The organism is Parabacteroides sp. ASF519 (assembly GCF_000364265.2).
Classification (GTDB): domain Bacteria; phylum Bacteroidota; class Bacteroidia; order Bacteroidales; family Tannerellaceae; genus Parabacteroides; species Parabacteroides goldsteinii.
In genome coordinates this window covers 6,504,908-6,518,416 of the sequence record NZ_AQFV02000006.1, presented here as the reverse complement: position 1 = coordinate 6,518,416, position 13,509 = coordinate 6,504,908, and the positions used below count along the sequence as shown (strand labels likewise).

12 protein-coding genes and 1 pseudogene are annotated in these 13,509 nt (G+C 46.2%); 10 read left to right on the top strand and 3 right to left on the bottom strand.

Going from position 1 to position 13,509, the window contains the following annotated elements:
- Positions 1 to 305 precede the first annotated feature (305 nt).
- The 8 genes and pseudogenes from C825_RS26225 to C825_RS26190 all read left to right on the top strand — a co-directional run bounded on the left by C825_RS26225 (position 306) and on the right by C825_RS26190 (position 7,699).
- Positions 306 to 1,070, top strand: a complete 765-nt coding sequence (locus C825_RS26225; RefSeq protein ID WP_010800749.1) for a ParA family protein — start codon at positions 306 to 308, stop codon at positions 1,068 to 1,070.
- An 8-nt stretch (positions 1,071 to 1,078) separates the two neighbouring features.
- Complete coding sequence (locus C825_RS26220; RefSeq protein WP_009859842.1) at positions 1,079 to 1,963, top strand: ParB/RepB/Spo0J family partition protein; 885 nt, start codon at positions 1,079 to 1,081, stop codon at positions 1,961 to 1,963.
- A gap of 21 nt (positions 1,964 to 1,984) precedes the next feature.
- Positions 1,985 to 2,707 carry a DUF5683 domain-containing protein gene (locus C825_RS26215; protein WP_052334430.1) on the top strand — a complete coding sequence of 241 codons (723 nt, stop codon included), beginning with the start codon at positions 1,985 to 1,987 and terminating at the stop codon, positions 2,705 to 2,707.
- A 7-nt stretch (positions 2,708 to 2,714) separates the two neighbouring features.
- Positions 2,715 to 4,241 (top strand): lytic transglycosylase domain-containing protein, encoded by a 1,527-nt coding sequence (locus C825_RS26210; RefSeq protein ID WP_010800747.1) that lies wholly within the window; start codon positions 2,715 to 2,717, stop codon positions 4,239 to 4,241.
- Between the two features lie 93 nt (positions 4,242 to 4,334).
- On the top strand, positions 4,335 to 6,623 hold the full coding sequence (locus C825_RS26205) for a RelA/SpoT family protein (protein WP_010800746.1): 2,289 nt from the start codon (positions 4,335 to 4,337) through the stop codon (positions 6,621 to 6,623).
- 99 nt (positions 6,624 to 6,722) lie between these two features.
- Positions 6,723 to 6,986, top strand: a pseudogene (locus C825_RS26200) (flavodoxin domain-containing protein); the annotation flags it as partial.
- A 13-nt stretch (positions 6,987 to 6,999) separates the two neighbouring features.
- A complete protein-coding gene (locus C825_RS26195; protein ID WP_044215095.1) occupies positions 7,000 to 7,386 on the top strand; it encodes a DUF2023 family protein in 387 nt (128 codons plus the stop codon).
- 145 nt (positions 7,387 to 7,531) lie between these two features.
- On the top strand, positions 7,532 to 7,699 hold the full coding sequence (locus C825_RS26190) for a hypothetical protein (RefSeq protein WP_154278097.1): 168 nt from the start codon (positions 7,532 to 7,534) through the stop codon (positions 7,697 to 7,699).
- On the opposite strand, the gene C825_RS26185 is transcribed toward C825_RS26190, so the two are convergent.
- The 3 genes from C825_RS26185 to C825_RS26175 form a co-directional block, all read right to left on the bottom strand.
- Positions 7,696 to 10,008 (bottom strand): TonB-dependent receptor, encoded by a 2,313-nt coding sequence (locus C825_RS26185; RefSeq protein ID WP_010800743.1) that lies wholly within the window; start codon positions 10,006 to 10,008, stop codon positions 7,696 to 7,698. The genes C825_RS26190 and C825_RS26185 overlap by 4 nt on opposite strands.
- Positions 10,009 to 10,090: 82 nt before the next feature.
- Entirely contained in the window at positions 10,091 to 10,441 is a 351-nt protein-coding gene (locus C825_RS26180; protein WP_009859835.1) for a DUF8478 family putative metalloprotein, read from the bottom strand.
- Between the two features lie 119 nt (positions 10,442 to 10,560).
- Positions 10,561 to 11,289 carry a nitroreductase family protein gene (locus tag C825_RS26175; RefSeq protein ID WP_010800742.1) on the bottom strand — a complete coding sequence of 243 codons (729 nt, stop codon included), beginning with the start codon at positions 11,287 to 11,289 and terminating at the stop codon, positions 10,561 to 10,563.
- A gap of 253 nt (positions 11,290 to 11,542) precedes the next feature.
- Between C825_RS26175 and C825_RS26170 the strand changes: the two genes are divergently transcribed.
- Entirely contained in the window at positions 11,543 to 12,697 is a 1,155-nt protein-coding gene (locus C825_RS26170) for a DUF362 domain-containing protein (RefSeq protein ID WP_010800741.1), read from the top strand.
- Complete coding sequence (locus tag C825_RS26165; RefSeq protein WP_010800740.1) at positions 12,694 to 13,458, top strand: DUF6599 family protein; 765 nt, start codon at positions 12,694 to 12,696, stop codon at positions 13,456 to 13,458. The genes C825_RS26170 and C825_RS26165 overlap by 4 nt, the downstream gene beginning before the upstream one ends.
- Positions 13,459 to 13,509: the final 51 nt, after the last annotated feature.

Below are 13,509 nucleotides of genomic sequence, written 5' to 3'. Positions count from 1 at the left end.
AACCTTTACATGCTATAGATGAAGGAATGAACATAAAAAACGGAAAAACTTTTATTGAAGAGGGGAACAGGTGCAACCGGTTGTTATTAACAGATAGTTTACCTGTGTTTTTTAAAACTTCGTTATCATTTCCAAAAAAGTATATGCATATTCCTCATTTGGAACAAGTTATTAAATATTCTGTTTATATTTGCAAGTTATCAACAGTTAGGGCGACTTTTCAACAAAACGAGCATTGTTTTGCTAAAACCTGATTTCGTTAGGTTTTTAATGTTTAGTTTTGCCTCCGAATTAATAGACGAAGTATGGGAAAGATTATCGCTTTAGCAAATCAGAAAGGTGGAGTTGGTAAGACAACGACCACGATTAATCTGGCTGCATCCCTCGCTGCACTCGAAAAGAAAGTGCTTGTTGTTGATGCGGACCCGCAGGCAAATGCCTCCTCCGGACTGGGTGTGGATATTCGCAGTGTCGAGTTGTCCATCTATGAATGCCTGGTAAATAGCGAGGATGCAAAAGGTGCCATTATCCCGACCGAGGTGGAAGGACTGGATATTATCCCGTCGCATATCGACCTGGTGGGTGCGGAGATTGAAATGCTGAACATGGAGAACCGGGAACAAATCCTGAAACAGATTCTCGTTCCCCTGAAGGATATGTACGATTTTATCCTGATTGACTGTTCTCCTTCTCTGGGGCTGATTACAGTAAATGCCCTTACGGCAGCCGATTCGGTCATGATCCCTGTACAATGTGAATATTTTGCATTGGAAGGTATCAGTAAACTGTTGAATACAATAAAAATTATTAAGTCAAAGCTGAATCCGGCTTTGGAAATCGAGGGATTCCTGCTGACGATGTACGATTCGCGCCTTCGCCTGGCCAACCAGATTTACGAAGAGGTGAAACGTCCGTTCCGCGATCTCGTTTTTACAACCGTTATTCAGCGTAATGTGAAGCTGAGTGAGGCCTCCAGCTATGGCAAACCGGTATTGCTTTACGATGCCGAATCGAAGGGAGCGCTCAATCATATGCAGCTGGCACAGGAGCTGATAGACAAAAACAAATAAGTAGAATTATGGCAGTAATGAAAAGATCGGCTCTTGGCCGTGGATTGGATGCTTTGATCACGATGGACGACCTGAAGACAGGCGGTTCGTCTTCTATCAGTGAGATAGAACTGAGCAAGATTCAGCCCAATCCGGATCAACCCCGTTCTATATTTGAGGAAGAAGCACTGGAGGAACTGGCTACTTCTATCCGCTCCCTGGGTGTTATCCAGCCGATAACCCTGAAAGAGATCGGAACCGAGAAGTATATGATCATCTCCGGCGAACGTCGTTACCGTGCCTCTCTGATGGCAGGTCTGGAACAGATTCCTGCCTATATCAAGACGGCAGCCGACGAGAATGTAGTCGAGATGGCGCTGATTGAAAATATACAGCGTGAAGACCTTAACTCGATAGAAATAGCATTGGCTTATCAGAAACTGATAGATAGCTACGGTCTGACTCAGGAAAAACTCAGCGAACGGGTAGGAAAGAAACGGGCTACTATTGCCAACTATCTGCGCTTGCTGAAGTTGCCTGCCGAGATACAGATGGGACTGAAAGATAAGAAAATCGATATGGGACATGCTCGTGCCCTGCTGCCGGTCGAAGATCCGGAGGTGCAGTTGGCTCTGTATGAACAAATATTGGCAGAAGGACTTTCCGTACGTAATGTGGAAGAGATCGTGCGGAACGGAGCGGAAGCTGTAGCGACAGAAAAGAAAGAGAAAACAGTCGGACGTAAACCGATGCTTCCCGAAGAATTTAACCTGCTGAAGGATCATTTGTCCCGATTCTTTAATACAAAGGTACAATTGGCGTGCAACGAGAAGGGAAAAGGACGCATCACGATTCCTTTTACCTCGGAAGAAGAACTGGAAAGACTGATCGGTCTGTTGGATAAATTGAAATAAGTTGACGGTAGATTCGTGAGGATGAAATTAAAAATAAGCAGGATACTGTGCTTGCTGGTGGTGCTTACGGGTATCTCTTTATATACAAAAGCACAAGGCAAGGCGGTTATACTCGACGCCGATACGGTTGTTGTTGCACCACCCGACTCAACGGTGCTGGCTGTACTTCAGTCGGCCGACTCTGCGAGCCGGGTAAAGGGCAAGGAAATAGATCTGAAACCGTTCAAACCTAATCCGACAAAGGCGGTTATTTTGTCGGCTATTTTGCCGGGATTGGGACAGATATATAACAAGGCTTACTGGAAATTACCTATTGTATATGGTGGTTTTATGGGCTGTATCTATGCGATAACCTGGAATAACAAGAATTATAAGGATTATTCGACGGCCTATTTTGATTTGATGTATGATGTGAAAAACAATGCGGATGATCCGTCTAAATGGAGTAGTTCATGGACGGATATTGCGAAGAAGAACGGATATGATCCGGAAAAATTTATTACGACCGCATCTTATCAGGATAACATCAAGCGCCGTAAGGACTATTTCCGTCGTTACAGGGATTTGAGTATTATTATCACAGCCGGCGTTTATGCTATCTGTATGATCGATGCTTATGTGGATGCCCAGTTGTTCGACTTTGATATATCTCCTGACCTGAGTATGCGGGTGGAACCGATGGTGATGCCTAAGACCAGCGTCAGTGAACGAATATATGGCCTGAATTGCAGTATAAAATTCTAATTAATACATGAAATACTTATTATCATTACTCTGTTTCTGCTGTTTCGTTACTGTTGCCCGTGCACAGGAAACAATAACTGAAAATGAAGAACCTCAGTATTCGGACCTTTCCGCCGACTCCCTGTCGGTTGATGTCGGTCTGATACCCGAAAGTCTGGATGCGGATGTCGACAGCCTGCTTCACTCCTGGCATGTGCAATACTTTTCCAAGAAAGATGAATATTGTCATGACGATGCCGCAAATGTATGGTTCCCTGACTCTGTCTACCGGGAACGTCTGGAAAGCCTTCCGCGTGTTATTTCCTTACCTTATAATAAGGTAGTACGCGATTGCATTGATTTATATGCCGACCGCCGTCGTAATCTGGTACGTTATATGCTGGGTATGGCGGATTTTTATTTTCCAATCATCGAACAGGTTCTGGATGAGCATGACTTGCCAATCGAACTGAAATATCTGGCTGTGGTGGAAAGTGCCCTGAATCCGGTAGCCTTGTCACGTGTCGGTGCCTGCGGCTTATGGCAGTTCATGCTTCCGACCGGAAAGATTTACGGACTGGAGATCAACAGTCTTGTTGACGAACGTCGTGACCCGGTAAAGGCTACACATGCCGCCTGTCGTTATTTCAAAGATATGTATGCTATTTACGGTGACTGGAATCTGGTGCTGGCTTCTTATAACTGCGGGCCGGGAAATGTCAATAAAGCTATCCGCCGTTCCGGAGGGAAGACGGACTTCTGGGAGATATTCCCTTATCTGCCCAAAGAAACCCGCTCGTATGTGCCGTTATTCATTGCGGCAAATTATATTATGAACTATTATTGCGATCATAATATCTGTCCGATACAGACCAGTATGCCGCTGGCTACCGATACGGTCGTTGTCACAAAAGCACTGCATCTGGAGCAGGTGGCGGATATACTACAAATGGATATTCAACAGGTCCGTGCCTTGAATCCGCAATATAAGCGTGATATTATCCCCGGAAACACGGAGCCGTCTGTGTTGAAATTGCCGGTAAACCAGACATATGCTTTCATCGACAAAGAAGATACGATCTATACGCATCGTGCAGAAGATTTGTTGGAGAATTGTCTGGCTTATAATCCGTCCGATAAAGACAGTAGAAAGTCCTCTAACCGCGAAAAGATTACTCATCGTGTCGCTTCCGGCGAAAATATCTATGCGATAGCCGACCGGTATGGAGTGACTCCGAAAGAAGTACGTCAATGGAACGGTCTGAAGTCGAACCGTCTGGCTAATGGGCGGCGCCTGACTTTGTATGTGGATAATGGCGGGGTGGCTTTTGCTTCAACAGCAAAGTCTAAGGCGATACCTAAAACGACTTCTCCTTCGGAAATAGTTGAGAAACAGAGTAATGGCTATGTCTCTTATCAGGTGAAATCGGGAGATTCCCTTTACACGATATCGAAAAAGTATCCCGGTGTGTCGGCAGCTTTGATACAAAAGGCGAACGGATTACCGAATGCAAATATCCGTCCCGGACAGGTTCTGAAAATTCCTGTGGGATAAAACTTGCTATTTTCTTGGCTTCCGTGCTGATTTTTGATGAATATTTGTATATTTGTGGTTACAGACGTTGTATAAAAAGAAGAGGTTGTAACCATGAGTGATGCGATAGACACAAAAGACACAAAGGAAGCTGGTGACATGTTACCCGCTATGACGGCAGACGAGAAGATGATCCAGGATGGATTTAACGAGCTGCTGAAGGACTATCTGAATTCAAATCACCGGAGGAAGGTGGAGCGCATTACTAAGGCGTTCAACTTTGCCAATCAGGCGCATGCCGGCGTGAAACGCCGGTCCGGCGAACCCTATATCATGCACCCCATTGCCGTTGCACGGATTGTTTGCCGTGAAATGGGACTGGGGTCAACTTCTATTTGTTCGGCTCTGCTCCACGATGTGGTGGAGGATACGGAATATACCGTACAGGATATTAGTGATATGTTCGGTCCGAAGATTGCCCAGATTGTAGATGGGCTGACTAAGATATCCGGTGGTATTTTCGGGGAACAGGCTTCGGCGCAGGCGGAAAACTTCCGTAAGTTGTTGCTTACCATGAGTGACGATATCCGTGTAATCCTGATCAAAATCGCCGACCGTCTGCACAATATGCGAACCTTGGGTTCGATGCTTCCCGCCAAACAATTCAAGATTGCCGGAGAGACACTTTATCTTTATGCACCTTTGGCTCATCGCCTGGGTCTCTTCACCATCAAAACGGAACTGGAGGACCTGAGTTTTAAATATGAGCATCCTCAGGAATACGATTTTATAGAACAGAAACTGCAAGCCTCCGAGGAAAGCCGTAATAAACTTTTCGAACATTTCGCAATTCCGGTCGATAAGAAACTGAAAGAAATGGGCTTGCATTATGAGATGAAAGCTCGTGTGAAATCAGCTTACTCTATCTGGAACAAGATGGAGAGCAAAGGGATTACCTTTGAAGATATCTATGACCTGTATGCCGTCCGTATCATTTTTGACCCGCTGCCGGGTGTGGATGAAAAGAATATGTGCTGGGATATCTATTCCGCTATAACAGATATTTACCGTATTCGTCCGGATCGAATCCGTGACTGGGTAAGCCGTCCGAAGGCTAACGGATACCAGGCGTTACACCTGACAGTCATGGGCCCCGATGGGCAGTGGGTGGAAATACAGATTCGCAGCCGGCGTATGGACGATATTGCTGAGAAAGGATTTGCCGCACACTGGAAATATAAAGAACACAGCGTAGAAGAAGATACCGAACTCGATAAATGGCTTCAGACAATTACTGAAATCCTGGAAAGTCCGGACCCGAATGCCCTCGACTTTCTGGATACGATCAAGCTGAACCTCTTTACCTCTGAAATATTCGTGTTTACCCCGAAAGGGGATATAAAGACGCTTCCCCAGGGGGCAACTGCGCTTGACTTTGCCTATGCGCTGCATACCAATATCGGTAATAAATGTATCGGGGCAAAAGTTAATCATCGTCTGGTTCCTCTCAGTCACCCGTTGGCCAGTGGAGACCAGGTGGAAATACTGACTTCCCGTTCACAGGAGCCGCAAGCGGAATGGCTTAATTTTGTTACTACGGCAAAAGCCCGTTCAAAGATCGATGCCGTATTGAAGCGTGCCCGTAAGGATGCAGCCAAAGTGGGTGAGGAGAAGGTGATTGCAGCCTTTAAGCGCTCTGATATGGAGGCAAGTACGTCTAATCTGGATAAGTTATGTATGTATTTCGGTTTTTCCAAGCGGGAGGAATTCTTTTATGCCGTGGAAAAGGGCGATGTCACCTTGCCGGAAAATATAAAGAAGCTGTTGAAGGAAAAGACCGATAACGTTTTATTTAAGTATGTAAAGCAGGCGTTAGGAGTCGGTGTCAAGAATAATAAGGAGAAAGAAGAGGTACAGAAAGAAGAAAAACCGAAAGCAAAATACGATAAATCGAAACCTTATATCCTTCGTGAAGAAGCATTCGAACGTAATTATGTCATTGCTGAATGCTGTAAACCTATTCCGGGTGACGATGCGTTGGGCTTCATCAACGATGACGGCAATGTGGTTGTTCATAAACGCTCCTGTCCGATTGCCATGCGCCTGAAGAGTAGTTTCGGCGAACGTATCCTGAATACCGAATGGAGTAGCCATAAGAATGCTTCCTTTGAGGCTACTCTCGAAGTGAAAGGTATCGACTCGATTGGCGTTCTGAACACAATCACTAAAACAATCTCCGATGACTTCAATGTAAATATCATGCGTCTGCTTATTGAAGCGAAAGACGGTGTGTTTGAAGGAAAGATTAAGATGAAAGTGCATGATGTGGAAGACATACAGAAGATGTGTGTGACGCTTTCTAAGATAAAGAACATAAAGTCGGTCGGTCGTGTGGCTGATTAATCGGTAGGTATTTTAACCCTCTAAAATACACATTTATAGGTATTGCCTTTATAAGGGAGATATCTGACCTTTGTCTTCGTCAATTAAAAATAGAATAAGATGAAGACAATAGGTATTTTTTACGGTTCTTCAACCGGGACAACAGAGGATATTGCAAAACGTATAGCAGCCAAGTTAGGCGTGGATGCTTCTAACCTGTACGATGTGGCGAAGGCTTCTCCTTCCGATCTGGCAGGTTATGAGGTTTTGATACTGGGTAGTTCTACCTGGGGCGCCGGCGATTTGCAGGATGACTGGTATGATTTCCTTGCCAAGATAAAGAAACTGGATTTATCCGGTAAGTTCGTGGCTATTTTCGGTTGCATCAGTCAGTGCGATGGTAACGGTCAAAGAGAATAAGATTCCCGGAGAGATAAAAGTTTTTTTGAATCATATCTACGAATATAAAAAGGGGATACGAAGCATGGTTTTATGCACGATCAATAAATCTTATGAAAAGATTGCCACCGATCGTCTGGAAAGCCAGCAGATTTGCTATGTGAAGCAGGATGCCGGTGAGCGGAGTGTGAATATTTATTTCGGCAGACCTGAATGTATTGATGCAATCCGTTTGCTGGTTACCCGTCCTTTGAACTTGCTTACTCCTGAGGAAGATTTTATTCTCGGCGCCTTATTAGGATATGATATCTGCATGCAGTGCGAACGTTTCTGCACAAAGAAGAAACAGGCATTGTCATCCGACCTGGCTGGTATGGTAGGATAGTTTTCCCTAAAATTGTTTATTTACCCCTGTTACCCCGCTTGGGATAGCCGACACCGATACTTATAGAACAAAGACTTTCTGGATTTAACAGGTAGTATCGGCCATCCCAGGAGAACGCAAAGCGTTCTATGAAAGGCATCAGCTGATGAGCGTTAAACGAAGCATTCGTAGAGAGCGTCCGGAGGCTGTGCTGTTTGAGCGCAGCGAGTTCACAGACGACAGCGAACGGAGGATGCGGAGTAGCGAAGCAGGTGCAGCCTTGATCTTTTGGCTACTTTTCCATCAAGGGAAAAGTAGGATCAATTCTTTCTAATAAGAAATCTTAACCCCCGCAAAATAACTTCTCGGTGCGGCCGGTCCGTAGATGTAGGCGGAGTCGCGTTTGCGTCCCTGGTCGAAGTCGGACTGGTAGGCTTCGAAGATATTCTGTACACCGGCGTTTACTTCCAGGTTGATGTCTTTGTAGATGTGGAAGTCGTATGACAGCTTGATGTTCATGTCGAAGAAGTCCGGTGTTTTGACCGCCTTGTCTATCGGGATATAGCCGGCCAGGTGCTGTACCAGCATGCTTCCGGTATAAGTACCCGACAAAGCCGCCGTGAAATGTTTCAGCGGAGTCAGCGTCGAGGTGAAGTAACCGTAGGTATTGGGAGTGCGGAACATCTTCCGTTCTGTCGGGACATTCTCGTTATCGCTCCATTTCTCCGGTTCGTTGTAACGGCTGCGCTGCAAGGTGATGCCTGCCTGTAAGGACAGCCAGGAGGAGAGAACGCTTTTTCCTTCGAGCGTCAGTCCCATCACTTTGGCTCCCGAACCGTTACGGCGTTCTTTGATGATATTACCCTGCTCGTCTTTACCGATGTCCTCCAACACAAAGACATCGCTCAGGCTGGTGTAGAATCCTTCAATCAGGAAATTTGTCTGGATTCCGTTCTTGAAACGGTGATAGAAGTCGACTGATGTGCTGAGACTCTGCGATTTCTCTTCTTTCAGGTCTTTTGCTCGTTGTATCATCGCAATTTCACCACCTACGGCAGAGATGTGCATATCCTCGTCGAAAGCCTGCGGCGCACGGAAGCCGCTGGAGTAACTGGCACGGATATTGATATCCTCCGTCGGATTGAAACGTACATTGGCACGAGGACTGAATATCACATTATCTATCATATTATGTTTATCCATACGTGCTCCGACCAGGAAACTCCACATTTTGTTTTTCCATTCGTTTTGCAGGAAAAGGCTTTCGATATGGACTTTCTGGTTCGTATAGCGGTTGTAGCCTATCATTTCATCTTTCAGATGGTCGTAATTGTATTCCAGTCCGGCTGTCAGGTCCGACGGCATAAACAGGAACTTGTCGAAGCTATAGGCATACTGTGTTCCCGCCATAAAAGTGAGGTCGGTAGTCTTGCCGTAGGCATTCGGGTCTTGCGCTGTACCGTAATAACTGTCGCGATCGGTGTTTTGGGCCGAAGTGAAGACGCTGAGCCTATGTTTGTAATCGGAAGAGAAAAGGTCGAACTTCAGGCCCCCGCCGTCGATGGAATGCTCCAGTTGTTCAGCAATATCCGCTTCATGGGGCGGACGGTCCAGCAGGTTACCGCCACGGCGGTATTCGTTCATGTGATGATATTCGAATGTCAGCTTGCTGTAAGTGCTTGTTTTCAGGTAGGAACGGAATCCGACCGTCTGGTTTTTAAGTTTCGGCAGTTCGGTATAACCGTCGCCGTCATGGTCGTAGCCGGAACGATGGCGGTTCTGACCGAAGATGTACATGCCGGCTTTACTGTTGTCCGTCACCAGCGAAGCGTTCAAAGTCGTGTTGTTATCAAAAGCCGAACTTCCTCCGATAGAAGAAATCGTATGCGTCAGTTCTCCGGAATTGCGCAATGGCTCTTTAGTAATGATATTGATGGTCCCCGCAATGGCAGAAGAGCCGAATAAGGCCGAACCGCCGCCGCGCATCACTTCGACACGGTCAATCATATTCGCCGGAATCTGTTCCAGTCCGTATACCCCCGAAAGGGCGCTGAAGATTGGGCGCGAGTCGATTAAGATTTGTGTGTAAGGCCCGTCCAGCCCATTGATACGAACCTGTTGGAAACCACAATTCTGGCAGTTTGTCTCAACACGTACGCCTGGTTGGAAATTCAGTCCCTGCACCAGATTTACCGCATTGGTCGTTTTAAATAGCTTCGAGTCGATGACATTGACCAGGGTGGGAGCCAGGCGCCGCGAAGTCTCGCTCCGGTTTGCCGAGACGACAACGCCGTCCAGGGCAATCCGGTCTTCTTCCAGCTCGACGTTTATTTCCTGTGTTTTCCCTTTTACCAGGGTTACTTCGCGGGTTACGGTTTTGTATCCGAGATATTTGAATTCGAGTGTAAACTTGCCCTCGGGCAGGTTTTTCAGGAAATAATGACCGGAATTGTCCGTCGTGGTCCCTATGGTCGTCCCTTTCAGCATAACGGTGATGAAAGGCAGGTGTTCGCCTGTCTCTTTGTCCAGTACATGTCCGAATACATTGGCATCCGAAGCATTCATTTTCTCGTCGTCTCCTGTTGCCCGTGCAACCGTAACGGCACAGCAAAGGCATAGTATAAGTGTTATAATCTTATTCATTTTAATTTGTTCTGATAAATAGGTAATACAAGGGATGTACCTGTTTGAACACAGGTATCCTAACAAAAAAAGTCCGTATGTATCAGATTACAGGAGGGGCACGAAGAGATAACTTTCCCCGTACAGGGAGTAGGTAATCCGGGTAGACCGGATTGTTTCTGAGTATAAATAATGTAGTAAGAAAAGCGGCAAGCAGAATCGAAACAAACGCAGCTCCGCTGATTTGAATCGTAGAAAGCTGGTGAAGTAACTGGAACTCCGCGTAACCATGTTCATGGTCCGGTTGGCCGTCGTCCGTTTTATGGTAAGGGTGCGAATGGACTATCGTTACCCCGTTCACGATATGGACGTGGGTAAACGCAATCAGGCATCCCAGATACGCAATAAACAGTGCGGGGAGCGCTATACGCAGATATTTCCTGAACTTCTCCATCACCTTGTTGCAAATATAAGGTATTATACGGTATAAAATGGCAAGTCTGGTATTAAATCTGTATTAAATACCTACTGCTAGGTATGAAAACAGGAGCCTCTCCCCGTTTGAAAGATAGATTAAATCCTATGATAAACTTCATTGAACGGCACTCTGCATCGTTCTCCCCAGATGCCTCTGTTACCTTTTCGGATGCCACATGGAATGACCATATTTATCCCGGCACCGTGCGGTAATTTCAATAGTTTTTTGATTTGTGTACTGTCGAAACCCTCTAAAGGGCAAGTGTCGTATCCTTCATTTGCCATGGCAATCATAAATGTCTGGGCAGCCAGTGCACAGGATTTATGAACGATGACACGCATGTCGCTTTCGGAAACTTCACGTACCATAGGGCGGAAGAGGCCGATGCTTTTAGCCAGTATAACCCTTAAAAATCCCAGCAAACCGAAGAACCTGGCATAAAGGAACGGCATTACTTTCCCATAATATAATTCTCTGTCTTTGATACGCTTCTCCTGGCGTTCCTCGGGACTGTTTCGCAGGATATTCCCTTTCTCGAACTCGAGAACGAATTTTGCCCGTTTCTTATATAAGTCCTGACGGGTAACGAAAATAACTATTTCCGGAGCTGTGGAGGCTGCTGTCTGCCCCAGACAAGCCTTCGAAATCTTTGCTAATAATTCGGGTTCTGTAATTTGATAGAATTCCCATAATTGCATATTCGAACTGTTGGGAGCCAGCGTTGCCAGTTCCAGACATTGTTTGACCTTTTCCGGGTCTATCGGTTTTTCTTTATCGTATACCCGCACGGAACGGCGGAACTGCAAGACTTCTGCTAAATTCATTTTTTGATTCTGTTTAATTAAATAACTTCTTTCTTATCTGATAGATGGTCGCTTAAAAGCAACTCTATAATTATAACAAAATTGTGAGTTAATTGTATTATTGAGTTATAAAGAATTCGGTAAAAGTAAATACTTTCTTGTTTGCTACCAATACCTGTGGAAAGCGATTTGTTGTACTAATAACTGTCAAAAGGGGAGATGCACCGGAGAAAATCAATACCTTAGCAGGCTGAAGACTTAATAATGTAATGCCATGAAAAGAAGAAACTTTTTTCGTTCGTTAGCCCTTGGAGGAGCGAGTGTCGCTTTTTCTCCCATCGTGAAGGCTGCCCCTTCGGTGCAGGCTGCCAAAGAGAAGTCGGCAACCAATATAAAGGATGCCCTTTCCATTCCCCGGAATGGAAACTCTATGCCGGGCAAATATCCCGGAAAAGTGGTAAAAGCGACTCACCCCGGTTGTATTGTCGACGGGCAACCGTCGGAGGAAGCCGCTTATGAAATGCTCCGGAACTGCATGTTGAACCTGACGGGGAAAGAAAATCTGAAAGAGGCATGGCTGCAATTTGTCGGTCCCGATGATGTAATCGGGCTGAAAGTGAATCCGATTGCCGGGAAGTTGCTGTCTACTTCGCACGCCCTGACGCAATCTATTATTAACCAGTTGGAAGAGGCCGGCATCTCCCGGAAAAACATCGTTATCTGGGACAGGCGGGAGGCAGACCTGAAAGAGTCCGGCTTTACTCCGGAGAATTACCCCGATATCCGCATCATCGGTACGGAATACGCCGATGAGAATGGCAGCTATATCAATGCCGAAGGAAAGTTTTACGGGGAAGAACGGATTGACAAGGAGCACTATTACTTTGTTGATTTGGAGGGCGAGTATGATGCCTATACCATGCCGTTCATGATTAATGGCGGAAAATATTCTTACTTCACAAAGATATGTACGGAGATGGTGACGAAAATCATCAATGTCCCGGTGCTGAAGAATGCGGGAACGACGATTACTTCCTGTATGAAGAACCTGGCTTTCGGCTCTATTACCAATACGGCGCGGCTTCACGACCCGATGTGGCACGACACCTGCGCTTCGGCTTGTGCCTTTCCTCCTTTGCGTGATAAGGTGGTATTGAATATTACCGACGGTATGATTGGCTGTTTCGATGGCGGGCCGGCTGCCAATCCGCAGTTTATCTGTCATTACAATACGATTCTGGCGGGAAGCGACCCGGTGGCAGTCGACCGCATCGGTTATGATATGGTGATTGCCAAACGTATCGAAGAAGGCGTGCAGGAGGAAGAGAAAGCCGGGGCACGTGCCTTTATGGATATGGCACAGGAGTTTAAGCTGGGAGTAGCCGATAAGGAAAAGATAGAACTGGTCGAAATAGATTTGCAGGCATGAAACACGTTATACAATGGTTGGTACTTTTGACGTTTATCCCTGTTTTCCTGGTGGCACAGGAGGTTAAGGTGAAAAGGGAGCGCGAATTTACCGGTTCCGGCCTTTATGGTTTTATGAACGGGGGAGCGGAACAGTTCCTCGAATACGGCGTCAGTAAGCTGGTAGCCCGCGATGTCGTTTACGAAGGGCAGGAATATACGGTTGAGATTTATGATATGCCAACGCCGGAGGACGCGTTCGGTATTTATTCGCTCCATGTGTTCAGATGCCAGCGGGCGGATACTTTAGGGTGTATCGATTGTCTGTCGCCTTACCAGTTGCAGGCTGTGGCTGGGAATAAATATGTGTCGGTCGTTTTTCCTTCCGGTTCGGCAGCGGCAAAAAGTAAGGCGGACGCGGTAATTCGTTATTATCTGCCGATGGATGGCAAGGATAATCCGGCCTTCCCGGAACAACTGGAAGGATTGTCTCCTTATTCGGGCAAAGTTAAATTTTTCCGGGGGCCTATCGGCATATCCGGGGTCAGCACTTCGCTGATGCATTATCTGGAAGGTGTTGCTTATACAGGTGTCTGGTTTGTGGCCGACAAACCTTCGAAGAGCTATCGTGCCCTGGTTTGTGTCAAGGAAAAGGGCGAGATAGATAAGTTAAAAGAAAAAGTCCCTGCCTCCGATATTATCCGGAGTGGGAACGATTTCATTTATCTAACCGATAAGGAACAGGAGAAGCAGCATGAAGAAAATGGGGATTTCGGGTTCTGAATAAGTTTTCATCATGCCTCCCTTGTTCAGCGTTACGGATGGCTTTCAGAC

Coding starts and splice junctions, on each gene's coding strand:
- C825_RS26190 (WP_154278097.1), top strand. CDS start 7,532: ATGAGCGTTAAACGAAGCATTCGTAGAGAGCGTCCGGAGGCTGTGCTG.
- C825_RS26180 (WP_009859835.1), bottom strand. CDS start 10,441: ATGGAGAAGTTCAGGAAATATCTGCGTATAGCGCTCCCCGCACTGTTT.
- C825_RS26175 (WP_010800742.1), bottom strand. CDS start 11,289: ATGAATTTAGCAGAAGTCTTGCAGTTCCGCCGTTCCGTGCGGGTATAC.
- C825_RS26205 (WP_010800746.1), top strand. CDS start 4,335: ATGAGTGATGCGATAGACACAAAAGACACAAAGGAAGCTGGTGACATG.
- C825_RS26225 (WP_010800749.1), top strand. CDS start 306: ATGGGAAAGATTATCGCTTTAGCAAATCAGAAAGGTGGAGTTGGTAAG.
- C825_RS26220 (WP_009859842.1), top strand. CDS start 1,079: ATGGCAGTAATGAAAAGATCGGCTCTTGGCCGTGGATTGGATGCTTTG.
- C825_RS26170 (WP_010800741.1), top strand. CDS start 11,543: ATGAAAAGAAGAAACTTTTTTCGTTCGTTAGCCCTTGGAGGAGCGAGT.
- C825_RS26195 (WP_044215095.1), top strand. CDS start 7,000: ATGGTAACGGTCAAAGAGAATAAGATTCCCGGAGAGATAAAAGTTTTT.
- C825_RS26165 (WP_010800740.1), top strand. CDS start 12,694: ATGAAACACGTTATACAATGGTTGGTACTTTTGACGTTTATCCCTGTT.
- C825_RS26185 (WP_010800743.1), bottom strand. CDS start 10,008: ATGAATAAGATTATAACACTTATACTATGCCTTTGCTGTGCCGTTACG.
- C825_RS26210 (WP_010800747.1), top strand. CDS start 2,715: ATGAAATACTTATTATCATTACTCTGTTTCTGCTGTTTCGTTACTGTT.
- C825_RS26215 (WP_052334430.1), top strand. CDS start 1,985: ATGAAATTAAAAATAAGCAGGATACTGTGCTTGCTGGTGGTGCTTACG.